16 protein-coding genes are annotated in these 23,983 nt (G+C 66.5%); 9 read left to right on the top strand and 7 right to left on the bottom strand.

The window, feature by feature from the left end:
* Window positions 1-56: 56 nt before the first annotated feature.
* From ACLBWL_RS05160 to ACLBWL_RS05150, 3 genes are read left to right on the top strand one after another with little or no spacing between them, the layout of a single operon-like run.
* Window positions 57-3,038, top strand: a complete 2,982-nt coding sequence (locus ACLBWL_RS05160; RefSeq protein WP_447790821.1) for an isoleucine--tRNA ligase — start codon at window positions 57-59, stop codon at window positions 3,036-3,038.
* Complete coding sequence (gene lspA / locus ACLBWL_RS05155; protein ID WP_056065859.1) at window positions 3,031-3,534, top strand: signal peptidase II; 504 nt, start codon at window positions 3,031-3,033, stop codon at window positions 3,532-3,534. Before ACLBWL_RS05160 ends, lspA begins: the two co-directional genes overlap by 8 nt.
* Window positions 3,527-3,943 (top strand): DUF3035 domain-containing protein, encoded by a 417-nt coding sequence (locus tag ACLBWL_RS05150; RefSeq protein WP_447790818.1) that lies wholly within the window; start codon window positions 3,527-3,529, stop codon window positions 3,941-3,943. Before lspA ends, ACLBWL_RS05150 begins: the two co-directional genes overlap by 8 nt.
* Before the next feature lie 286 nt (window positions 3,944-4,229).
* Here ACLBWL_RS05150 and ACLBWL_RS05145 read toward each other — a convergent pair whose 3' ends face one another.
* The 5 genes from ACLBWL_RS05145 to ACLBWL_RS05125 all read right to left on the bottom strand — a co-directional run bounded on the left by ACLBWL_RS05145 (window position 4,230) and on the right by ACLBWL_RS05125 (window position 9,597).
* On the bottom strand, window positions 4,230-5,078 hold the full coding sequence (locus tag ACLBWL_RS05145; RefSeq protein WP_447790816.1) for a TorF family putative porin: 849 nt from the start codon (window positions 5,076-5,078) through the stop codon (window positions 4,230-4,232).
* Between the two features lie 233 nt (window positions 5,079-5,311).
* Window positions 5,312-5,932 (bottom strand): 5,6-dimethylbenzimidazole synthase, encoded by a 621-nt coding sequence (gene bluB, locus ACLBWL_RS05140; protein WP_447792008.1) that lies wholly within the window; start codon window positions 5,930-5,932, stop codon window positions 5,312-5,314.
* Between the two features lie 48 nt (window positions 5,933-5,980).
* Window positions 5,981-7,192 (bottom strand): cystathionine beta-lyase, encoded by a 1,212-nt coding sequence (gene metC / locus ACLBWL_RS05135; RefSeq protein WP_447790814.1) that lies wholly within the window; start codon window positions 7,190-7,192, stop codon window positions 5,981-5,983.
* Window positions 7,189-8,019: a sulfurtransferase gene (locus ACLBWL_RS05130; protein ID WP_447790812.1), complete on the bottom strand. Its 831-nt coding sequence runs from the start codon at window positions 8,017-8,019 to the stop codon at window positions 7,189-7,191. Before ACLBWL_RS05130 ends, metC begins: the two co-directional genes overlap by 4 nt.
* A 27-nt stretch (window positions 8,020-8,046) precedes the next feature.
* Window positions 8,047-9,597 carry a cryptochrome/photolyase family protein gene (locus ACLBWL_RS05125; protein ID WP_447790810.1) on the bottom strand — a complete coding sequence of 517 codons (1,551 nt, stop codon included), beginning with the start codon at window positions 9,595-9,597 and terminating at the stop codon, window positions 8,047-8,049.
* Window positions 9,598-9,761: 164 nt separating this feature from the next.
* On the opposite strand from ACLBWL_RS05125, the gene queF reads away from it, so the two are divergent.
* The 3 genes from queF to ACLBWL_RS05110 all read left to right on the top strand — a co-directional run bounded on the left by queF (window position 9,762) and on the right by ACLBWL_RS05110 (window position 13,996).
* Entirely contained in the window at window positions 9,762-10,220 is a 459-nt protein-coding gene (gene queF / locus ACLBWL_RS05120; protein WP_447790808.1) for a preQ(1) synthase, read from the top strand.
* A gap of 158 nt (window positions 10,221-10,378) precedes the next feature.
* Window positions 10,379-12,649, top strand: coding sequence for a glycosyltransferase (locus ACLBWL_RS05115; RefSeq protein WP_447790806.1), 2,271 nt, complete (start codon window positions 10,379-10,381; stop codon window positions 12,647-12,649).
* A gap of 63 nt (window positions 12,650-12,712) precedes the next feature.
* Window positions 12,713-13,996, top strand: coding sequence for a glycoside hydrolase family 130 protein (locus ACLBWL_RS05110; RefSeq protein WP_447790804.1), 1,284 nt, complete (start codon window positions 12,713-12,715; stop codon window positions 13,994-13,996).
* Window positions 13,997-14,330: 334 nt separating this feature from the next.
* On the opposite strand, the gene ACLBWL_RS05105 is transcribed toward ACLBWL_RS05110, so the two are convergent.
* Together ACLBWL_RS05105 and ACLBWL_RS05100 are read right to left on the bottom strand one after the other, a co-directional pair.
* Window positions 14,331-16,304 carry an OPT family oligopeptide transporter gene (locus ACLBWL_RS05105; protein WP_447790802.1) on the bottom strand — a complete coding sequence of 658 codons (1,974 nt, stop codon included), beginning with the start codon at window positions 16,302-16,304 and terminating at the stop codon, window positions 14,331-14,333.
* A 227-nt stretch (window positions 16,305-16,531) separates the two neighbouring features.
* Window positions 16,532-17,770, bottom strand: coding sequence for an N-acetylmuramoyl-L-alanine amidase family protein (locus ACLBWL_RS05100; protein WP_447790800.1), 1,239 nt, complete (start codon window positions 17,768-17,770; stop codon window positions 16,532-16,534).
* Window positions 17,771-18,333: 563 nt separating this feature from the next.
* On the opposite strand from ACLBWL_RS05100, the gene ACLBWL_RS05095 reads away from it, so the two are divergent.
* The 3 genes from ACLBWL_RS05095 (at window position 18,334) to ACLBWL_RS05085 (ending at window position 23,966) form a co-directional block, all read left to right on the top strand.
* Window positions 18,334-21,276, top strand: a complete 2,943-nt coding sequence (locus ACLBWL_RS05095) for an Rne/Rng family ribonuclease (protein ID WP_447792006.1) — start codon at window positions 18,334-18,336, stop codon at window positions 21,274-21,276.
* Window positions 21,277-21,903: 627 nt separating this feature from the next.
* Window positions 21,904-23,259 carry a M48 family metalloprotease gene (locus tag ACLBWL_RS05090; RefSeq protein ID WP_447790798.1) on the top strand — a complete coding sequence of 452 codons (1,356 nt, stop codon included), beginning with the start codon at window positions 21,904-21,906 and terminating at the stop codon, window positions 23,257-23,259.
* Window positions 23,256-23,966 carry a DsbA family protein gene (locus ACLBWL_RS05085; RefSeq protein WP_447790796.1) on the top strand — a complete coding sequence of 237 codons (711 nt, stop codon included), beginning with the start codon at window positions 23,256-23,258 and terminating at the stop codon, window positions 23,964-23,966. Before ACLBWL_RS05090 ends, ACLBWL_RS05085 begins: the two co-directional genes overlap by 4 nt.
* Window positions 23,967-23,983: the final 17 nt, after the last annotated feature.

Below are 23,983 nucleotides of genomic sequence, written 5' to 3'. Positions count from 1 at the left end.
CCGCGAGGGAGAGGGATGGCAACACGAGCCGCTACCCGCTACAGCCCGGCCCACTTATGACCGATACTCCTGCGCCCGCCCGCGATTACCGCGATACCGTCTTCCTGCCGAAGACCGACTTCCCGATGAAGGCGGGTCTCGCCGCCAAGGAGCCGGCGATCCTCGAGCGCTGGGCCAAGCTCGGCATCTACGACCGGTTGCGCGAACAGCGGCTCGGGCGCGAGCGGTTCATCCTGCACGATGGCCCGCCCTACGCGAACGGCGACATCCACATGGGCCACGCGATGAACAAGGTCCTGAAGGACATCATCGTCCGCTCGCAGTCGCTGATGGGCAAGGACGCGCCCTACGTCCCCGGCTGGGACTGCCACGGCCTGCCGATCGAGTGGAAGGTCGAGGAAGCGTATCGCGCGAAGAAGCTCAACAAGGACGACGTCCCCGTCGACCAGTTCCGCGCCGAATGCCGCGCCTATGCCGAGAAATGGGTGGCGGTGCAGAAGGCCGAGTTCGAACGGCTCGGCGTGATGGGCGACTGGGCCGATCCGTATCTGACGATGAAATATGAGGCGGAAGCCGCCATAGTCGGCGAGCTGCTGAAGTTCGCCGAGAGCGGCCAGCTGTACCGCGGCGCCAAGCCGGTGATGTGGTCGCCAGTCGAAAAGACCGCGCTCGCCGAGGCCGAGGTCGAGTATGAGGACATCGTCTCGACGCAGATCGATGTCGCGTTCGAGATCGTCGAGGCGCCGAACGCGCCCGAACTGGTCGGCGCGCATGCGGTGATCTGGACGACCACGCCGTGGACGATCCCGGTGAACCAGGCGCTGAGCTATGGGCCTGAGATCGAGTATGTTCTGCTGGCGGACGGCGATCGTCGATACTTGGTCGCCGACGCGCTCATCGGGAGTTTTTTTGCCCGTACCCTCCCCTCCCGTCATCCCGGCGGAGGCCGGGACCCACTTACCAACGGGGGAGACCGCGGTGAGGTGGGCCCCGGCCTCCGCCGGGGTGACGGAGAGGAGGGTGGCGCTGCGATCGTCTGGCGCGGCAAAGGCTCCGACCTAGCCGACGCGACCGCACGGCACCCGATGCACGCACTCGGCGGGTTCTTCGCAAAGCCCCGCCCGTTCCTCCCGGGCGAGTTCGTCACGACCGACGCCGGCACCGGGCTCGTCCACATGGCGCCGGACCACGGCGAGGACGATTTCGAACTCTGCAAGCAATACGGCATCGACCCGGTCTTCGCGATCGACGGTGCGGGGATGTACCGCGCCGACTGGGCATGGCTCGGCGGGCAAGGGAGCGTCATCAACAAGAAGTTCGTGAGCGCCGACGGCCCGATCTGCACCGACCTGCGCGAGGCCGGCGCGTTGCTCGCGGCGAGCGACGACTTCAAGCACAGCTACCCGCATTCGTGGCGTTCGAAGGCGAAAGTGATCTTCCGCGCGACCCCGCAATGGTTCATCCCGATGGATGCCTCCACTCCTGCTCCCTCTCCCCTGCGGGGAGAGGGTCGGGGTGAGGGGCAGCCCAGCAATGCCGCGCCCGGAACAGCCCCTCACCCCAGCCCTCTCCCCGACGGGGAGAGGGGGCCAGGCAACGGCGCCACTCTCCGCGAAATCGCACTCGACGCGATCGCCGCGACCACCTGGATCCCCGCGCGCGCGGAAAACCGGATCACGTCGATGGTGCAGGGCCGCCCCGACTGGGTCATCTCGCGCCAGCGTGCCTGGGGCGTGCCGATCGCGCTGTTCGTCAACCGCGCCACCGGCCAGTACCTCAACGACGCGAACGTCAACGCGCGCATCGTGGAAGCCTTCCGCCAGAACGGCGCGGACGCGTGGTACGCCGACGGCCACCAGGCGTTGCTCGGCCCCGACTACGACCTCGCCGACTATGAGGTGGTGAAGGACATTCTCGACGTCTGGTTCGACTCCGGCTGCACGCACGTCTTCACCGTCGAAGCACGCTACGGCGAAGGAACGCGCGCGAACCTCTACCTCGAAGGTTCGGACCAGCATCGCGGCTGGTTCCAGTCGTCGCTGCTCGAAAGCTGCGGCACACGCGGTCGCGCACCCTACGACGCGGTCCTCACGCACGGTTTCGCGCTCGACGGCCAGGGCCGGAAGATGTCGAAGTCGCTCGGCAACGTCGTCGATCCGCTCAAGATCATCGGCGAGTCCGGCGCGGACATCCTGCGCATGTGGGTCGCCTCGACCGACTATTTCGACGACGTGAAGATCGGCAAGGAAGTGCTCGCCACCGCCTCCGACGCGTATCGGAAGCTGCGCAACACGTTCCGCTACATGCTCGGCGCGCTCGAAGACTTCGACGAGTCGGAGCGCGTCGCGGTGTCCGACATGCCCGAGCTGGAGCGCTACGTGCTCCACAAGTTAGCCATGATCGACACCGAACTGCGCCAGGCCGCCGAAGCGTACGAGTTCAACCGCTACACGCGCCTGCTGACCGACTTCGCGAACGAGGACCTGTCCGCGTTCTTCTTCGATATCCGCAAGGATTCGCTCTATTGCGACGCGGCCGACGACATCAAGCGTCGGTCGTACCGCACGGTGCTGGACGTGCTGTTCCACGCACTCGTCCGCTACGCCGCGCCGGTGCTCTGCTTCACCGCAGAAGAAGTGTGGCAGTCGCGCTTTCCCAACGACGACAGCTCGGTGCACTACCTCGAATGGCCGTCGCTGCCCGAGGTGGAGGATGGCGTCGAAGTCGGGAAGAAGTGGACGCAAATCCGCGCACTTCGCGAAACGGTTACCGAAGCGATCGAACCCATGCGTCGCGAAAAGACCGTGCGTTCGAGTTTGGAGGCAGAGGTCACGATCAAATCGATGTCGCCTCTCGCACCGGCTGAAGCTGCGGAACTGACCGAAGCCTTCATCGTCGCCAAGGTCACGCCGGGCGACGCTGTCACCGTAACGCGCACCGAATTCCACAAATGCGGCCGCTGCTGGCGCCACCTCCCCGAGGTGACCGTCGACGGCGAACTCTGCAACCGATGCGACGAGGTAGTGGCCGATGCGTAACCTGCCAAAGGCCGGGTTCGGCGCGGCGATCGCGCTGTTCCTCGCCGACCAGCTCAGTAAATGGGCGGTGACCAAGCCGCTCGGGATCGACTCGCTTGGCGATTCGCAGACGATCACCTCGTTCTTCGACCTGCGCTTCGTCCCCAACATCGGCATCTCGCTCGGGCTGCTTCCCGCCGATGGGCACCTGACCCGCTGGGCGCTGGTGCTGCTGACCGGCGCGATCGCGGTCGGCGTCGCGGTGTGGATGACGCGCGAGAAGAACCCGGCCGATCAGGTCGCCTTGGGCTTCGTGCTCGGCGGCGCGATCGGCAATATCCTCGACCGGATCCGGCTCGGCTACGTCGTCGATTTCTGCGACCTGCATATCGGCGAGTGGCGTCCGTTTTTGGTCTTCAATGTCGCCGATGCAGCGATTACTGTCGGTGTGCTCGTCCTGCTTGTTCGGGCGCTCCTCGTGCGCGAGAAGCCCCCTGTGGAGAATTCCCATGCGTAAGTTTGTGCCCCTGGCTGCCGGTATGGCGAGCGTCGTCGTCCTCCTGTCCGGCTGTGCGACGAGCAAGAGCCTCGATCGCGCGCGTCCCGACGAGTTCGCGGTCGCGCGCCAGGCGCCGCTCGTGATCCCACCTGACTTCGCGCTGGTCCCGCCGCAGCCCGGCGCCGCCCGCCCGCAGGATACCGCGGCCAACGCGCAGACGCTCGATGCGCTGTTCGGCGGCACCGCGGCGCGCAGTCCTGCCGAGACCGGCGTGCTGAACGACGCCGGCGCCGATTCCGACGATCCCGGCATCCGCTCCAGCGCCGGCGACCCCGACACGACGGTCGTCGACAAGGGCACCACCACGCGCGACATCGTCGCCGCTCCCGAAGGCGACGGCCAGGACGCACGCGCCAAGGCGAACTGACCGGGCGCTCCCGATGTACGAAAAAAGGGCGGCTCCTCGCGGGGCCGCCCTTTTTCGTATCCGCCGGTCTCGTTCCAGCACCATCCGCCCCGTCCTCCTGACGAAAGTCAGGATTCAGAGCCATCAGCAGAACGCCTGCGGCTCTGGATCCTGGGTCAAGCCCAGGATGACGGTTTGGGTATTGCGGAACCTCTACCCGTCTCGTTCTCCGCAGAGGCGGGAGCCCAGCCTGTTTTCCCGCCTTCGCGGGGAAACAGGGTTCAGGGACGCCCTCTCCCCGGCCAGATCAGAACGCCGCGGTCAGCGACACCAGCACCTTGCCGCCGGCGATCGAGCCGGTGCCGTCCTGGCCCCGGCTGAAGCTCGGCTGCAGATACGCCGATTCGCGCTTCGAAATGTCGGTGTCGACATACGCCACGCCCAGCGTCAGCGGCGTCGTCGGGATCACGTAGTCCGCACCGAACAGCCAGTCCCAATATTCGCCGGTCGGCGACACGCTGGTCGCGAACGGCCCAAGGCCCTTGTTGCCGTTCGAATGGCCGACATGCGCCTTCACGGTCAGCCCGGTATTAGGAATCCCGCTGCTGATGTCGCCCCAGAGATACAGATTGTCGTCCTTGGCATTGACGCGGTCGTAGACGCCGTTCGCCGCCGACGTACCGTTGCTATACCAGGGGCCGAGCGCCTGTTGCTTGGGCGCATAGGCGACACCACCGAGCAGTGCGACCGGGCCGGCGGTGCCCGACACCTTGACATAGGGCTCGATGAAGTCGGTGTTGTCGAAGCCGCCCGGATACATGTACCAGGTCGCGCCGACATCGACCGCACCACCACCGACCGGGACCTTGTAGCCCGCGATCAGGTCGAGCTCCATGTTGGCGCCGCCGAACGTGCCCCAGCCCGCGAGGTTCGAACCCCAGGTGCCGATATACACGCCGCTCTTGTGCGCGATCGTGATGCCGCCCTGCACCGCGAGGTTCTCGTCCGACTGCGACACGCCGCGGAAGCGATAGTCGCTGACGAGACCGACCGAGCCCGAGACGGTGACCTCCTTGGGCGGCGCGGTATCCTGCGCGAACGCGGGCGTAGCGGCGGCCAATGCGATGCCGCCGAGGAGAAGTGTGGTGAAGCGCATCGTTTCCCTTTCGATACTGGAAGTCGATGTCCGCCCTGCATCCGTGAGACGCCGCATCTATCGGGGCCGAACCCCAGCGCGGTCTTTCCAACGGTGACACCGGGATGACAGTGCCTGTTGCAGCGCACAAGCGAATCTTGCGTACAATCGGGCTTTGACAGCACGCATGTTGCGCAAGCGCCACACCCGAGCAGGGCGCGCTACGGTTTCGTTCGCCGGTTCCGTTCGTCGATTCAGCGCGTCACGACGGTGATCGAGCGTCGATGTTCCCAGCCCTCGCGTTCGAGTTCTGGCGCAAGCGCGTCGATCTCAGGATAGCCGATGCACAGATACGCGACGAGGTGCCAGGCTTCGGGCACGTCGAGGATCGCCCGGATCCGGGGCGGGTCGAGGATCGAGACCCAGCCGAGGCCGACCCCGTGCGCCCGCGCCGCCAACCACAGCGTGTGGACCGCGATGACCGCGGAATAGGCGACGGTTTCGGGCATCGTCCGACGGCCAAGCCCGTGGCCCTGGTCCGGATCGGGCTCGACGAACACCGCGACATGACAGGGCGCCTGTGTGAGCCCCGCGAGTTTGAGCCGGGCGTAGGTGGCCGCCTTCGCCCCGTCCTGCGTCGTCAGCGCCGCGGCGTTGCACGCTTCGAAGTCGGCGCGCACCGCATCGCGGCGGGCGGGGTCGTCGACTGTGACGAACCGCCACGGCTGACTGAGCCCGACCGACGGTGCGGCATCGGCAGTTGCCAGCAACCGGTCGAGCAACCCGGCCGGCAACGCGTCGCGCCGAAAATGCCGCACGTCACGGCGCCATCGAAACAGCGTATCCAACTCGGCCTGGAACGCCGCATCGAAGATGGGTGCTTCGGTGGCTGCGCGTTCGGACCCGCCTCGATCGGAAATCGTCTAGCCCTTCGCGGCGGTGAAGGCGGCGAGCCCGGCTTCGAGATCGGCGATCAGGTCGGCGGGGTCTTCAAGGCCGATCTGGAGGCGGACCATCGGGCCGGCGGCGGCGCGCTTGGTCACGCTGCGGTGGCGTTGCGGGTCGGCGGGGATGGCGAGGCTTTCGAAGCCGCCCCAGCTATAGCCAATGCCGAACAATTGCAGCGTGTCGATCAGCGCGGCGCGCGAGGCTTCGTCTCCACCATTGAGGGCAAAAGAGAAGAGGCCGCTGGAGCCCTTGAAGTCGCGGACGAACAGGTCGTGGCCGGGGCAATCGGGGAGCGCCGGGTGGAGCACCTGCGCGACTTCGGGATGCAATTGCAGCCACTTGGCGATCTGGAGCGCGCTCGACTGATGCTGCGCGAGGCGGACCGCCATCGTCCGCAGGCCACGGCTGCCGAGCCAGCAATCGTCGGGGCTGGCGACCTGGCCGAGTTGGAAACTCGTCTCGCGCAATGTCTTGAAATGGCCGGGGCCGGTGGTGACCGATCCCAGCATCACGTCCGAATGGCCGACGACGTATTTGGTGCAGGCGAGGATCGTCAGATCGACGCCGTGTTCGATCGCAGGGAAAAACAGCGGTGTGGCCCAGGTGTTGTCGAGCAACGTCGTTACGCCGCGCGCCTTGGCGGCGGCGACGATCGCGGGGACGTCCTGCACCTCGAAACTGAGCGAACCCGGGCTTTCCATAAAGATCGCCCGCGTATTCTCGCCGATCAGGTCGGCGATGCCCGCGCCGATCAGCGGGTCGTAATAGCGCGTGGTGATCCCGAACCGCTTGAGCAGCCCGTTGGCGAGGCCGCGCGTCGGATCATAGGCGCTGTCGACCAGCAGCAGCTCGTCGCCCGGCGACAGCACCGACAGCAACGCCGCCGCGACCGCCGCGACGCCCGAGCAATAGAGGAACGTCCCCTCTGCGCCCGGCTCGAGCGAGGTCAGCGCGTCGGCGAGGCTCCACTGCGTCGGCGTGCCCTTGCGCCCGTAGAACAGCCGGTGATGCGTATCGCGCGTCGCGCTGTCGCGGAGGTGGCCGACCGAATCGTACAGGATCGTCGAGGCGCGCCAGACCGGCGGGCTGACGATGCCCCCCTCTCCAACACCGCGCGTCCATTCCTTGCGACGGCCGGCGAGAACGACCTTGGTCGCGTTGCCGACCGGCTTGTTCGTATCGCTCATGCTGTGCCTGTCGCCTTGGGTGTCTCGGGATCGCCGCCCCATTCGGACCAGCTGCCGTCGTACAGCGCCGCCTCGTTGCCAAGCAGATGCGCGCCGAATGCGAGCACCGATGCGGTGATGCCCGAGCCGCAGGTCATCACCAGCGGTTTCGCCAGATCGACGCCGGCCTTATCGAACTCGGTCTTCAGCGCGTCGCCGGTCTTCCACGTGCCGTCCGCGTTGAACACCGCGCCCTGCGGCAGGTTCTTCGACCCCGGAATATGCCCCGGTGCGGTGCCCGGCCGCGGGTCTTCCTCCGCGCCGGTGAAGCGCGCCGCCGAGCGTGCGTCGAGCACCTGCTCCGCACCGCTCTCGACGTTCGCCTTCATATGGTCGAGATCGCGCACGCCTTTCAGGTCCGCCCAGGTCGTGAAGTGACGATGCCGTGGCGTCTCCTTGCCGGTTGCGATCTCGCGCCCCTCGGCCTGCCACTTGGTCAGCCCGCCATCGAGAATCGCCACGTTGTGCGCGCCGAACAGCCGCAGCATCCACCACGCGCGCGCCGACGTGTGCCAGGGCGAACTGTCGTACAGCACGATGCGGCTGCCATCGCCGAGGCCCAGCGTCTGCATCCGGCTCGCGAACTTCTCCGCCGAGGGCAGCATGTTAGGCAGGTCGCTGTCGGTATCGCGCAACTCGCTCAGGTTCATGAACACCGCGCCCGGGATATGCGCCGCCTCATACTCCGCCGCTGCATCCCGTCCCTCCGCGTAGGTCGCGTCGACGATCCTCAGATCACTCGCGCCCAGTTCGTTCGCCAGCCATTCGGTGGTCACCAACGCGTCCATGCCAAGTCCTCCGTGATGTCGCCCGCGTCAGTAGCCAGCCGGGCCGCTCGCGTCGAGGGAGGCGAGGAACCCCGCCGCCTGCTTGCGCGTCGCCTCGCGGTCCGCCTCGGACTGTTTCGCCCAGTTGCGATACGGCATCGCCAGCCGGTTGTTGCGCCCGAGCTTGTCCTCGTGCCGGTCGAGGAAATCCCAGTATAGCGCGTTGAACGGGCACGCATCCGGCCCGATCCGCTGCTTCACCTTGTAGCGGCAGGTCCCGCAATAATCGGACATCCGGTCGATATACGCGCCCGACGAAATATACGGCTTAGACCCCAACAAGCCGCCATCGCCGAACTGGCTCATGCCCAGCGTGTTGGGCAGCTCGACCCACTCGTACGCGTCGACATACACCTCCAGATACCATTGGTGGACCTTCGCCGGGTCCGCGCCGATCAGCAGCGCGAAATTGCCCGTCACCATCAGCCGCTGGATATGGTGTGCGTGCGCGGTCTCCAGCGTCTGGCCGATCGCCTCGCGCAGGCACAGCATGTCGGTCTCGCCGGTCCAGTACCAGCGGGGGAGCTCGCGGTGATGATCGAGGAAGTTGCGCTCGACATACTGCGGCCCCTCGCGCCAGTAGATACCGCGCATATATTCGCGCCAGCCGATGATCTGGCGGATATAGCCCTCGACCGCGTTGAGCGGCGCGCGACCGGCGCGATATTCCGCCTCCGCGCGCCGGCACAGGTCGAGCGGATCGAGCAGCCCCGAATTGATGTACGGCGACAGGATCGAGTGCCACAGATGCCGCTCGCCTGTGAGCATCGCATCCTCGTAATCGCCGAACTGCGGCAGCGCGTGCTTGAAGAAGTTCGCCGCCTGCCGCTCGGCATCCTTCACGGTCACGGCGTACTCGAACCCGTCGAGGCTCCCCGGATGCTCGGCGAACCGCTCCGTCACCAGCGCCAGCACACCTTGCGTGATTGCGTCCGGCGCGAAGACCAGCGGGCGCGGCATCAGCAGGTCGTTCTTGGCGGGCTTGCGGTTCTCCTTGTCGAAGTTCCAGCGTTCGCCCTCGGGCTTGCCGTCGGTCATCAACAGCCCGGTGCGCGTCCGCATCTGGCGATAGAACCATTCCATCGTCAGCGTCTTCCGCTCGGCGGCCCAAGTCTCGAAATCGGCATGGCTGGCGAGGAAGCGGACGTCGCTGCGGATATCGACGGGGATGCCGAACAGCGTCTCCCAGCTTTCGAGCATCGCCATCACGCGCCACTCGCCGCCCTCGGTAACGACGATGCGTTCGGGATCATGCCGCTCGACCGCGCGCGCGATCTCGCCTGTGAAGCTGCCCGCATTGTCGGGGTCGTCGAGCCGCATGTATTCGACCGTCCACCCAGCCTCGCGCAGCGCTTCCGCATGATGCCGCATCGCCGAGAGGATATAGGCGATCTTGCGTTTGTGGTGGCGGACGTAGGTCGTCTCCTCGGCGACCTCCATCATCAGCACGATCGTGGTCGTCGGGTCGCAGTCGCGCAACGAGGCGAGGTCGATCGTCAGCTGGTCGCCAAGGATCGGTACGAGTGTCGTGATCGTCATTGCCCAAATCTCTCCGTCACCCCGGACCTGTTCCGGCGTCCACCGTTCCGCACACTCGCCGCCCGTGGAGTCCGCGGACGGGTGGATGCCGGAACGAGCCCGGCATGACGGGAAGAAGGATCACCCACTTTGCGTCATCCGAATCGCGTCCTACATGGCGCACTATGACCGCACCCGCCAACCCATTGCATCTGGGCCAGAACAGCGCCCTCCCCGCCTCTCCGGAAGAAGCCGTGCTCGATTATGTTCCGAACCCGCGGCCGGGCCGGACGTATCTGGTGCGGTTCGCGGCGCCCGAGTTCACGTCGCTCTGCCCGGTCACGGGCCAGCCCGACTTCGCGCACCTCGTGATCGACTATGTCCCCGGCGATACGATCGTCGAATCGAAGTCGCTGAAACTGTTCCTGAGCAGCTTCCGCAATCACGCCGGGTTCCATGAGGACTGCACCGTCGGCATCGGCGAACGCCTGTTCGACGAGATGAAACCGGTGTGGCTGCGGATCGGTGGGTACTGGTATCCGCGCGGCGGAATCCCGATCGACGTGTTCTGGCAATCGGGTGCACCGCCGCACGATCTATGGCTCCCCGACCAGGGCGTCGCCTCGTATCGCGGACGTGGCTAAGGCGCAGCTAAGTCGCTGAAAATGCAATATTGATGGAGATTACGATGAATCGCATGCTGCACTGCAGTATGCGGTGAAACTTTATGCTACCTGAACCGTTCGAATAGATACGCGACCTGGGGTTTGCCCCGGCCACGCGCTCAAACGAGGGACAGGGTATGGTGAAACCGGCGGACGGTGGGAATATCGCGCGACTGGCGCTGATCGGTAATTTCCTGCCGAGACAGTGTGGCATCGCCACCTTCACGACCGACGTTTTCACGGCCATGCGCGCGCGCTTTCCCGAGATCGCGGTCGACGTCTATGCGATGGACGATCATCCCGGCAAATACGACTATCCGCCCGAGGTGACCGGCACGATCCCGCAGCCCGACCTTTCGGCGTATATCGACACCGCGCGGAAGATCGAGGCCAGCGGCGCACAGGCGATCTGGGTGCAGCATGAATACGGCATCTATGGCGGTCCCGCGGGCGAGCACATCCTTGCGCTGCTAGACCGCACGACGCTGCCGGTCATCGTCACGCTGCACACAATCCTCGAAAAGCCCAATGCCGACGAGCGCCGCGTGCTAGAGGGCCTGTTGCGTCGCGCCGCCCGCGTGATCGTCATGGCCGAGCGTGGCCGTGACATCCTCCAACGCGTGTACGGCGCCAATGCGCGCCAGATCGTGATGATCCCGCACGGCGTGCCAGATCGCGCCCTGCTTGATACCGCGGCCGTGAAGGGCAAGTTCGGCTGGGATGGCCACAAGGTCATGCTGACATTCGGCCTGCTCGCACCCAACAAGGGGATCGAGACGGTCATCAACGCGCTGCCCGCGGTGATCGAAAAGCATCCCGACCTGCTCTACGTCGTTCTCGGCGCTACGCATCCGAACCTCGTCGCGCACGAGGGTGAGAAGTATCGCGACAAGCTGAAGGCGCTCGCCGCCGACAAGGGCGTGGCGGACAACGTCGCCTTCGTCGACGCCTTCCTGGAGCATGGCGAGCTCATCGATTATCTGCAGGCGGCGGACGTCTATGTAACGCCCTACACCAACCCTGCGCAGATCACGTCGGGCACGCTCAGCTACGCGATCGGCGTCGGCAAGCCCGTCATCTCGACCCCCTACGTCCATGCGACCGAGATCCTGGCGGACGGTCACGGCGTGCTCGTCCCGTTCGGCGATGTCGATGCGTTCGCGCGCGAGATCGACACGCTGCTGTCGAGCGACCGCGATCGCCTCCGTCTCGCCGAGCGCGCCTATGCGCGTGGCCGCACGATGATCTGGCCGAAGCTCGCCGAGGCAACGATGGCGGAGATCAACGCGATCGTCGCCGCACGCCCGTTCAGGCTTCCCAAGGTACAGACGCATCTGAAGCAATTGTCGCCGGACTTCGCCGCGGTCGAGCGGATGAGCGATTCGACCGGCATGCTCCAGCATTCGATCTTCTCGATCCCCGATCGTCGTCATGGCTATTGCATCGACGATAATTGCCGGGCGCTGATGCTGATGAGCGCGCTGCCGGACCTCGATGACGTCACGCGCGACAAGTGGATGACGATTTATGCGTCGTTCGTGCAGTACGCCTGGAACCCGGACACGCGCCGCTTCCGCAACTTCATGAACTTCGACCGCACTTGGTGCGAGGAGTCGGGGTCGGAGGATTCGAACGGTCGTACGCTGTGGTCGCTTGGCGTCACCGCGCGCGATGCGCAGGCCGGCAAGCACCGCGACTGGGCGACCGCGATGTTCGATTCGACGGCGACGATGGCGCTCGAACTCGGCAGCCTCCGTGCGCAGTCGTTCGCGATGCTCGGTGCGGCGGCGATGCTGGAGGCCAAGCCCGGCCACCAGCTGTCGCTGTCGATCCTCGAGGCCTTCCCGAAGATTCACCTTGATCTCCTTGCGGCAGCGCGTCGCCCCGAATGGCAGTGGTTCGAGATCGTCCTCGCCTACGATAATGCGCGCCTTCCGCAGGCGCTCATCCGCGCGGGTCAGGCACTGGGTCGCCAGGACCTGATCGACTGCGGCATCGCCACGCTCGACTGGATCGTCGCCAAGCAGACCTCACCCGAGGGTCGTTTCCGTGCGGTCGGGTCGGAAAGCTTCAACCGGCCGTATGCGGAGCCGTTGCAGTTCGACCAGCAGCCGCTCGAAGCGCAGGCGACGGTCGATGCCTGCATCGCCGCGTTCGAGGCGACCGGCGACCTGCGCTGGTATGACGAGGCACAGCGCGCCTACGGCTGGTTCCTCGGCGCGAACGACCTCGATCTGCCGCTCGCGAGTGTGCTCGACGGCGGCTGTTTCGATGGCCTGATGCCGAGCGGGCTCAACCGAAACCAGGGCGCCGAGTCGATTTTGGCCCTGCAACTCGCGAATTGCGCGATTTCGGGGGTATCAAAGGCAGCGCAAAGCGTGGCAGGAGCGACCCGCGTCGTCGCCTAGTTCGCTAGCGAAAGCCTTGCAGGCGACGACGCGCTGAGTGGAACGACGCGGGGCACTGCTACGATGGATCTGTTCAACCACCAGCTGCGGCTGCACGCGGATCCTTCGCGTGTCGTCGTCCGCCCGTTCCACATCGCGTGGGGCGGCCAGGGCGGCGCGCCGAGCCGGACCGAGCGACTGGTCGGCGAAGTGCTGGAAATGTCGTCTGCACAGGCGCGTGCGCAGCTCGAGGTCGTGCTGAAGGATTTCGAGGCGCGCCACTGGCAGACGCGGCGCGTGTTCATGACTCGCTACGATCAGATCGAGGACATGCTCGGGCTGAACGGCGCGGAGATCGGCGACGAGAAGCGCCAGCTGATCGGCGCGTATTTCTGCCACGAATACAGTTATGCCGCCGCGGCGCTGATGAACCCCAGCGCGGTGCCACATTTCGACCAGTCGGGCATGCCGCCGGGGTCGATGCGCATCCTGATGAGCTTGCGTGCAGTCGGCGAGGGCCACATCTCGTCGGTCGCCTTCCGCGAAGGCATCATTACCTGCGAAAACCAGATGAAGCTCGCGCCCGAGCCGCCGTTCGCGACCGCGACCGATGCGGTCGGCAGCGGCGAGGACGAGATGCCCGAGGGCCCCGTCACCGTCTATCGCCACCGCGACAGCACGCTGAGCGGCACGGTGATCTTCCCGATCACGCAGGCGCAGTCGAAAGGCCTCGAGGATCTGCGGATCGTCCGGTTCCAGCACGAGAACGGCGAGTACGAGTGGATCGGCACCTACACCGCGTATAACGGCTCGGTGATCCAGTCCGAACTGATGCGGACCCGCGATTTCCGCGCGTTCGACCTCGTGCCGATGACCGGCCCCGCCGCGCGCAACAAGGGCATGGCGCTGTTCCCGCGAAAGGTGAACGGCCAGTACATGATGATCGGCCGGCAGGACGGCGAGAATCTGTTCCTGCTCAAGTCCGACACGCTGACCGACTGGGACGACGGCGAAAAGATCCTGACGCCGGAATATCCGTGGGAGCTGGTGCAGATCGGCAATTGCGGCCCGCCGATCGAACTCGACGAGGGCTGGCTGTTGCTGACTCACGGCGTCGGTGCGATGCGCAAATATTCGATCGGCGCGGTGCTGCTCGACAAGAACGATCCGTCGAAGGTGATCGGCCGGACGAGCCAGCCGATCCTGGCCGCGAAGGACCAGGACCGCGAGGGGTACGTGCCCAACGTCGTCTATAGCTGCGGCGCGCTGAAGCATGGCGACACGATCTTCATGCCGTACGGGATCGCGGATAGTTCGGTCGGGTTCGCGTTCGTGCCGATCAAGGACATGCTTGCTGCGATGAAGTGAGGGGGGCGTCCCCACGGACGCCATCCTTCTCCCGCCTGTAAGCACCACCCCCGCGTAAGCACCACCCCGGCGAAGGCCGGGGCCCAATTGGGGAACGCAGATAACGGCGGACCGCGCTCCGTTATTTCCACCTTTCCAATTGGGCCCCGGCCTCCGCCGGGGTGGTACGCTAGAACCGAGCGCATCTCCCGCTTCTTGTTCTCCCGCGAAGGCGGGAGCCCAGTCTGTATCCCCGCCTTCGCGGGGAAACACGCTTCCCTACCCCCTCTCCCCCCGGGGAGAGGGAAGGGGCCCGCCCGGCGCTTGCCGGGTGGGAAGGGTGAGGGCACGCGCGTTACCGCGAAGCCGCCATCGTCCGCCGGTACATCACCCACGTCAGCACCGCGAACAACAGCGTCCCGCCGACCAGCGCCACGCTCGCAAACCCATTCCCGACCAGCGCCAACGGCGTCTCCTTGTTGGTCAGGTACACGATCCCCGCAAAGCCAACGCCCCACAGCGACTCCCCGACGATCATCCCCGTCGCGGTCAGCACCCCCATCCGCTTGGCCAGTTCAGGATCGCGCGCCCGGTCCGCCCAGCGATCATACGCAAATCCGACGACAGCCCCGATCGTCACCGGCAACGTCACCGACATCGGCAAATACACGCCGAGCCCGACGCCAAGCGGCGGCAAGCGCAGCTTCCCCGCCTTGCCGAGCAACTCGTCGACCGCGATGACAACCATGCCAGTCAGCGCGCCATAGCCGATCATCGCCCAGTTCAGATTGCCCCCCAGCACACCCTTCGCCAGCGCCGAGATCAACGCCGCCTGAGGCGCCGCCAGCGCATTCGGCCCCGCTCCCGGCGCACCCGCAAACCCGAGCGTGCTCCCGAGCAAGTTCAGCACCGGCGGCACCACGATCGACCCGAACACCACGCCGATCAGCAACGCGACCTGCTGTTTCCACGGCGTCGCACCGACCAGCTGGCCCGTCTTCAGATCCTGCAGATTGTCGTTCGAGATCGTCGCGATCCCGAACACGATGCCCGTCACGATCAGCCCATAGGCGACCAGCGCCTGCGTCGTCCCCGGCTCGACCGCGCGGCCGAACCACGACACCAGCAGGATCGACGCGGCGAGGATGGCGAGGATGCCGATCCCGGACACCGGCGAATTCGACGCGCCGATCAGCCCCGCCATGTACCCGCAGACCGCCGCGATCACGAGGCCGATGACGAGGATGAACACCAGGCTACCCGCGATCAGCCCGATCGCCGACGCCTCCAGCGGCCCGCCCTGAAGCACGGTCCACAGCAAGATGCCGATCGGCACCAGCATCGCCAGCGACCCGATCCCGACGATCCCGATCGGAATGTCGCGCTCTTCCAGCGCCAACACCTCACCGCCACGCTTGGCCGCCGAAGCCGCCAGCGCCGAACGGACGCCACCCACGACGGGCCCGGCGATCTTCAGCAACGTCCAGATCGCCGCGACGCCGATCACGCCCGCGCCGAAGAAGCGGACGTCCGAGCGGAACACGGTGTTGGCGATCACCTCCGCGGTCCCGGTGACGCTCCCGCCCGAGGTCAGGATCGGCAGCAGGATCCACCAGCCGATCACGACCCCCGCGAACATCGCCATGCCGACCGAGATGCCGACCAGATGCCCCGCGCCGAGCAACGCGAACGACAGCCCGCCCGAGATCCCGGTCGCGCCCGCACCGACGCGGAACCACGTCGCGGCTTCGGCGGCGGCGAGCTTGGTCTGCGTCAGGATCGCGAACCCGGCCGAGACGACCGCGTTGGCGACGATGATGCCGAGCCCGCGCGCACTCTCCTCGCCACCTTCGCGACTGCCTGCGCCGACCTTCAGCACTTCGGCGGCCGCGCGGCCCTCCGGATACGGCAGCACGGTGTCGACGACGAGCGCACGGCGCAGCGGCACCGAGAACAGCACGCCGAGCACGCCGCCGAACATCGTGATCGCCGCGGTGGTGAAGAACGGAAAGCCCTGCCACCAGCCGATCATCACCAGCCCCGGCAACACGAAGATGATCGCCGCCAGCGTACCCGCGGCGGACGCGATCGTCTGGACGATGTTGTTCTCGAGGATCGTCGAATCCTTGAACAACCGCAGCACCGCCATCGAGATCACTGCCGCCGGGATCGACGTCGCGAACGTCAGCCCGATCTTGAGCCCGAGATAGACGTTCGCCGCGGTGAACAGCAGCGTGATGATCCCGCCGAGCACGATCCCGCGAAACGTCAGTTCGCGCATGCTGGTCTCGGGGCCCGTGTCGGATACGCCCCGCGTCGCGTCGGTCATCTGGTCAGCCTCAAAGCAATTCGGGCGACTTGTGACATGATGTGGGGCGTGAGGAAACCGTATCGACCGTGACGAGCGTGTTTCTCAAAACCCATCGTTCTCCTGCGAAAGCAGGAGCCCAGGATTCTCGGATGCCAGACGGCGTTGTTCTGCTTGGTCCTGGATTCCTGCGTGCGCAGGAAAACATATAGTAAGGACGGGCGGGCAGACCCGACCCACCCTGCCCCTTACCGCGCCGCCATCCGCCGCGCGAAATTCACCTCGACCGCCCGCGTCACGCTCTCCGCGATCCGGTGACGCCCTTCCTCGCTGTCGAGAAATGCCGCGTCCTGCGGGTTCGAGATATAGCCCGTCTCGAACAGGATCGACGGCATGTCCGGCGCCTTCAGCACCATCAGCGACGCCATCCGGTGGAAGTTCGCCTTGAGCGGCATCAACGGCCTGGCCTCGCGCCCGAGCAGCCGCGCGAACGTCGCCGAGGCGTTCATCGTCTCGCGCTGCGTCAGGTCGATCAGGATCGACGACACGTCCGCGGGCGCCTCGCCGAGGTTTACGCCCGAGATCACGTCCGCCTTGTTCTCGCGCGCCGCCAGCCGCGCCGCTTCCTTGTCCGATGCCACCTCGGACAGTGTGTAGGCGGTCGCGCCGGTCGCGGTCTCCGATCCGGTGCTGTCGCAGTGGATCGAGATGAACAGGTCACCCTTCAGCCGCCGCGCGATCCCATACCGCTCGCGCAGCACCAGATACCGATCGTCACTCCGCGTCAGCGCCACCCGCACGCGCCCAGATGCCAGCAATTCGTCGCGGATCGCTTTCGCGACCTTCAGCGTCACGTCCTTCTCGCGCAGGCCGTTAGGCCCGATCGCACCCGGATCGACGCCGCCATGCCCCGCATCGATCACCACCAGCGGCCGCGTGTCGTCGCCCTGCACACGCGGCAGTTTCATCCCCCGCGCCTTGGGCGGCACCGCGACCGACACCTTGTACTTGGGCCGCGAAGCCGCCCCGAAATTGAACGGGAAGAAGTTCAGCGGCCCGGCAATCCCGGCTTCCGCGAACTGGTCGTCGTCGACGTTCCTAAGCGCCAGCGTCAGCTCGCGACCCTCCGAGTCGAACCCGCCATCGGTGACGATCGCGGGCGCGGCCAGATCGAACACGATCCGCGCACCCGCGCCGCGGCGCATCTGCGTCACGCTGGTAATCACGCCGCGCCCCGCGAAATCGCGCCCGGGCGTCAGGCCCGACACGTCGACCGCGATCTGCTGCGGCCCGGTCAGAATTTGGCTGGCGGCATTGCCGACGGCTTCGTCGAACCGGATGACGATCTGCCCACCCCGAATCGCGACGCTCTGCACGGTCGCTGCCCAGGCGGGGACGCTCGTCAGCCAGCCGGCCATGAGGGCGATTACCGCGAACACCCCGCGTCCATGCCGTGCGGAACTACCGCCGGTCCAGCGAAAAGCCATAACATGCCCCTTGGATCGATACATCCGATCACCGCAGCGATCGGTAAGCCCCCACGTCCCAAGAGCGCGTTGCAGGGTGCAGTTAATTTGCCGTTTGCCATAGATTTGCCGGCAAGGCGCTGCCGACCCGGCAATTCTGCGCCTCGCCGCCCTCGTTTCGCGGTGAAGCGCGCGCGTTTGCGGGCGGTTTGCCGACATTATGTGGCGCATTGCGAGTTCGGGTATGCAGTGCTAGTCGTGTCGTACAGCCGTGTGTCGCCTGGATTTTACCAGCGACGCGCCGGTCTTCACGCCCGCCTGCGGATCCTTCGCCGGCGCGGCACTTCAGGTTGACGCTCGAATGACGCATTCCCCCCGCCCCGCACTCCGACCGGCCTTCGCCGACGGACTCGCGGTCGTGCGGGCGCCGCAGGGAGAGTTCCCGCGGCATGCACTTCGCGCAGAGGCAGTTTCGCACACCATCCGCGAGTCCGGGCGTCCGTGCCCGACCGCACCACCATCAAGCGCGCGACGGCTGCCGACAGGCCCGGCGCGCGCGCGGAGAATCTATAATGACAACGCGCATGCTGATCGACGCACGCCACCGGGAAGAGACCCGGATCGCAGTCGTCAAGGGTAACCGGATCGAGGAATTCGATTTCGAGAGTGCCGAACGCAAGCAGCTCAAGGGCAATATCTACCTCGCCAAGGTCACGCGGGTCGAGCCGTCGCTCCAGGCGGCGTTCATCGATTACGGCGGCAATCGCCACGGCTTCCTCGCGTTCAGCGAGATCCACCCCGATTACTACCAGATCCCCAAGGAAGATCGCGACGCGCTGCTCCGTGAGGAAGCCGAGCACGCCGCCGAGGAAGCCGCGCTGCGCGCCGACTACGACTCGGACGAAGACGAGGGTGACGACGAGGACGACATCGAGCGCTTCGAGGACGATGGCGGAGTAGATCCCGACGTCGCCGAAGAACTCGAGGGCGGCGAATCCGGCGAAGCCCCGCGACGGAAACGCAAGCCGAGCGCCGACGATGCTGCGGTCGAGGACCTGCGCGAGCGTCGCATGAACCTGCGCCGCCGCTACAAGATCCAGGACGTGATCCATCGCCGCCAGGTGCTGCTCGTCCAGGTCGTCAAGGAGGAGCGCGGCAACAAGGGCGCGGCGCTGACCACGTATCTGAGCCTCGCCGGCCGCTACTGCGTGCTGATGCCCAACACGTCGCACGGCGGCGGCATCTCGCGGAAGATCAGCAACGCGGGCGATCGCAAGCGTCTCAAGACGATCATGGCCGACATGCAGCTGCCGCCCTCGATGGGCTGCATCGTCCGCACCGCGGGCCTCCAGCGCTCGAAGGTCGAGATCAAGCGCGACTTCGATTACCTCGCCCGCCTCTGGGACGGCATCCGCGAAGCCACGCTCAAGGCGTCGGCCCCCGCGCTCGTCTACGGCGACAGCGACCTGATCAAGCGCGCGATCCGCGACATCTACAACAAGGAAATCGAAGAGGTCATCGTCGAGGGCGAGGACGGCTATCGCCAGGCGCGCGAGTTCATGCGCCTGCTGATGCCGACGCACGCGCGGCGCATCAAGCATTACGCCGACCCCGTGCCGCTGTTCCAGCGCGCCGGCGTCGAGGATCAGCTTGCCGCGATGTACCACCCCGTCGTCCAGCTAAAGTCGGGCGGCTATCTGGTCATCAACCCGACCGAGGCGCTCGTCTCGATCGACATCAACTCGGGGAGGTCGACGCGCGAGCATAGCATTGAGCAGACCGCGACCGCGACCAACCTTGAGGCAGCCCAGGAAATCGGCCGCCAGCTCCGCCTGCGCGACATGGCCGGGCTCGTCGTCATCGACTTCATCGACATGGATAACAATTCCAACGTTCGTAAGGTCGAGAAGGCGATGAAGGAGGCGCTCAAGAACGATCGCGCGCGCATCCAGATCGGTCGCATCTCGTCGTTCGGCCTCATGGAAATGAGCCGCCAGCGGCTGCGCACCGGCGTGCTCGAAGCGTCCACGCGCGCCTGCCCGCATTGCGAGGGCACCGGCCTCGTTCGCACCGCATCGTCGTCGGGCATTTCGGCACTCCGCCTGATCGAGGACGAGGCCGCCCGCGGTCGCGGTTCGCTGCTCACCCTGCGCGCGAGCCAGGAAGCCGCGGTCTACATCCTCAACCGCAAGCGCGCCGACATCGCCGAGATAGAGGATCGCTACGGCGTGATCGTCGAGATCATCCCCGGCCAGGACGAGGAAGGCGCGCACATGACGGTCGAGGCCAGCGGCCCGCCGCCCGCGCATCCGCCGAAGTTCGTCCAGATCATCGAGGAAGACGAGGACGACCTCCCCGAGGAGATCGAGGACGAGATCGAGGAAGAAGAAGTCGAGGAGGCCGAAGCCGAGCAGCCGCGTCGTCGTGAAGGCGGTCGTGAGGGAAATGGCGAGCAGCGTGCGCCGCGTGAGGCTCGCGATGCGGATGGTGAAGGCGGCAAGAAGCGTCGTCGTCGTCGCGGTCGCCGTGGTCGCGCGCGTCCCGGTGAAGAAGGTGCCGCAGAGGGCGGCAACGAGGATGGTTCGTTCGAGGACACCGCCACCAATGTCGAGGAAATCGACGAAGTCGAGGGCGAGATTGTCGAAGTCGGCGGTGGCGAAGCGGTCGAGGCTGGCGCACCCTCCGAGCAGGCGAATGGCGCAGAGGGCGAAGGCCGTCGTCGTCGTGGTCGTCGCGGTCGTCGTGGCGGTCGTCGTAACGAGCAGGGTGCGGAGAACGGCCAGTCGATCGCGGTCAGCAGCATCGACGACGCCCAGCTGATCGCCGAGGCCCCCGAGCCGGAGCCGTACGAGCCGGTCGAGTCGACCTATGCCGAACCGGACTTCGACCCGGACTTCGACAGGCCCCCCGCCCCGGTGGTCGCTGCTGTGGCGGATGCGCCGAAGCTGCGTCGCCGTCCACGGGCCCGCGCTGCAGCCGCCGCGACGAACATTGCGGAAGCAGTGGCCGAGGCCGCGCCGAAGTCGCGTCGTGGTCGCAAGCCGCGCGCAGCGGAAGCCGACGTGGCAGCACAGGTCGCGCCGGAGCCGGTTGTCGCCGAGCCGGTCGCGGCCGAGCCGGTCGCTGCCGAAGCCGCCCCCAAGGGCGGCCGTCGTCGCCGCGCGGCGGTTGCCGACGCGACGATGGAGGAGGTGAGCGCAACGCCCGCCGAGACCATCGAAGCCTCGGCGCCGAAGCCCAAGCGTGCGCGCCGCAAGGCGTCGGACATAGCGGTCGAAGCGCCAGCGGTTGAAGAGGCGGTCGTCGAGGAAGCACCCGCCAAGGCAGCCAAGCCCCGCGGTCGTCCGCGCAAGGCAGCCGTAGTCGAAGCCGGCGACGCCGCCCCGACCAGCGAACCGCTCGCCGAGCCGATCGCGACCACCCCGCCCAAGGCCGAAGTCCAACCCCAGGACGTCGCGACTTCGGACACCAACGACGACCCAGACGGCGCCCCCCGCCGCGGCTGGTGGCAGCGCACCTTCGGCTAACCCCGGACGCCGTGACCAAAAAACGGGCGCGACCGAAAGGCCGCGCCCGTTTTCGTTTGTGGGGAAGCGTAGCGATCGTCCGGCCGAACGATATCCGTCAGTGCCCAACGCCTCCCGTGGCGACGGCGAACCACGAAAGCTTGTATCCCCGCGAAGGCGGGGACCCAGACTGGGCACCCGCCTTCGCGGGTGAACAAGACCAGGGGGAGATGCGAGGTTTGGGTTCTAGCGGGCAAAGTGCGACACTCCCGCCCTCCCCCACCCAACACCACCCCGGCGAAGGCCGGGGCCCAAGTGGAAAGGTGGCAATAACGAAGCGCCACCCTCAGTTAGCCCGGTCCCCCAATTGGACCCCGGCCTCCGCCGGGGAGGTGGTCTGATAGCCAGGGAGGAAACCAATAGCCGGGTAAGTGGCCGATAGCCGGCGCAGCAACCTCTTAGGGCGCGCCCCTCCTCAAACCCCTGTCCTACACACCCAAACCCTGCTCCCCTCCCCCAATGCCAAACCCCCATCCCCGCACCCCCGCAAAACCGCTCCCAGCGTCTGCACTTCCTGCACTTCACTCAACCGCACACCCGACCGCACGACCATTGCCCCCCCGCCCCCAATCGACGATACCCCGCATTATGAAGCGCCTAGTAGCCGCCGCAGCCACCGCCCTCCTCCTCTGGACGACGCCCCTCCAGGCCCAGTCGATCCTCCGCGACGCCGAGACCGAAACCATGTTCGCGGAGATGTCGAACCCGCTGATCAAGGCGGCAGGACTCTCGACGCGCGACGTCAAGGTCGTCCTCATCAACGACGAGTCGATCAACGCGTTCGTCGCCGGCGGCCAGACCGTCTACGTCCATTCAGGCCTGATCCAGGCCGCCGACAACGCCAACGAAGTCCAGGGCGTCATCGCGCACGAGCTCGGCCACATCGCCGACGGCCATGTCGTCCTCGCCGACCGCGGCACCAAGCCCGCCATGGGCATGTACCTGCTGTCGATGGTCCTCGGCCTCGCCGCAATGGCGGCCGGCAGCGGTGAAGCGGGCGCGGGCATCATGGCGGCAGGTCAGCAGGCGGCAATGGGCACCTACCTCGCGTTCAGCCGCACGCAGGAGTCGACCGCCGACGCGACCGGCGCGAAATTCCTGCGCGAGGCGAACATCTCGGGCCGCGGCATGCTGAGCTTCTTCAAGAAATTGCAGCAGCAGGAATACCGCTTCGGCACCGCCAACATCGATCCGTTCATGCAATCGCATCCGCTGTCGGGCGAGCGCGTCGCCACCCTCACCGCCGATCTGCAAGCCTCGCCGGCCTGGGGAAACAAGCCCGACGCCGCGCTCGAGGAGCGCTTCCGCCGCGTGAAGGCGAAGCTCGCCGGCTACGTCATGCCCGCCGACCAGACGCTGCAGGCCTACCCGCCGAGCGACCAGTCGATCTACGCGCACTACGCCCGCGCCTACGCCTATCACAAGGCGGGCTACCCCGACAAAGCCGACGCCGAGGCCAACGCACTGGTGAAGGCCGAGCCGACCGACCCGTATTTCCTCGAGATCAAGGGGCAGATCCTGCTCGAAGCCGGCAAGCCCACCGAGTCGCTGGTCCCCTTGCGCGAGGCGACGGAGGGCTCGAACAACAACCCGCTGATTGCCACCACCTTCGGCCACGCGCTGATCGCGACCGAAAACAAGGCGAACTATCCTGAGGCGACCAAGGTGTTGCGCACCGCGGTCGGCCGCGACGACCAGAACCCGTTCGCCTGGATGCAGCTCGGCACCGTCTACGAACTGACCGGGGATACTGCACGCGCCGCCCTGGCGACGGCGGAGCGCGCGAGCATGGGCGGCGACATGCGCACCGCGTCGGCAAGCGCGCAATATGCGCTGGCGAACATCCCGGCGAACACGACGGACTGGATCCGCGCACAGGATATCGCGATGGCCGCGCAGAACGAGATGGACGACAATCCCAAGCAGTATAAGCGGCGCAAATGAGCAAATTTACATTTCCGGCGATCGCAGTTGCCGGCGCGGTCATCGGCGGCCTCACGGTCTGGGGTTTCGACCGCCAGGGAGGCGGCGTCGAGCGCGCGCAGGTCGAGTCGATCGTCCACGACTATGTCCTCGCACACCCCGAGATCCTGCCAGAGGCGATGGACAAACTGCGCGACCGCGAGTCGGGCAAGACCGTCACCGCCAACCACGACGCGATCGTCACGCCGTTCGGCAGCGCCTGGGCGGGAAACCCCAAGGGCGACGTCACGCTGGTCGAGTATTTCGACTATAATTGCGGCTATTGCCGCGCGAGCCTGCCGATGATCGCCAAGCTGATCGCCGCCGACCCGAACGTCCGCGTGGTCTTCCGCGAATTGCCGATCCTCAGCGCCGAAAGCCGCATCGCCGCCCGCGCCAGCCTCGCCGCCGCGCAACAAGGCAAGTTCGGCGCGTTCCACAACGCGCTCTACGCCGGCGGCCCGGTCAGCGACGCCTCGATCGCCGCGGCAGCAAGCAAGACTGGTGTCGACACCAATCAAGCGGCATTCGTCAAAACGGCCGACGCGGAAATCGCCAAGAACATGGAAACCGCCGCCAAGCTCGGCATGACCGGCACGCCGAGTTGGGTAGTAGGCGACCGCGTCCTGTCCGGTGCCCTGCCGCTGGAGGACCTGCAAAAGGCGGTAGCGGCAGCGCGCGCCGGCTAACCGTTCTCCTGCGCACG

The sequence above is a fragment of the Sphingomonas sp. M1A8_2b genome (assembly GCF_053345535.1).
The sequence above is the reverse complement of the archived record's forward strand: the minus strand, read 5'-3'. Positions and strand labels throughout refer to the sequence as shown.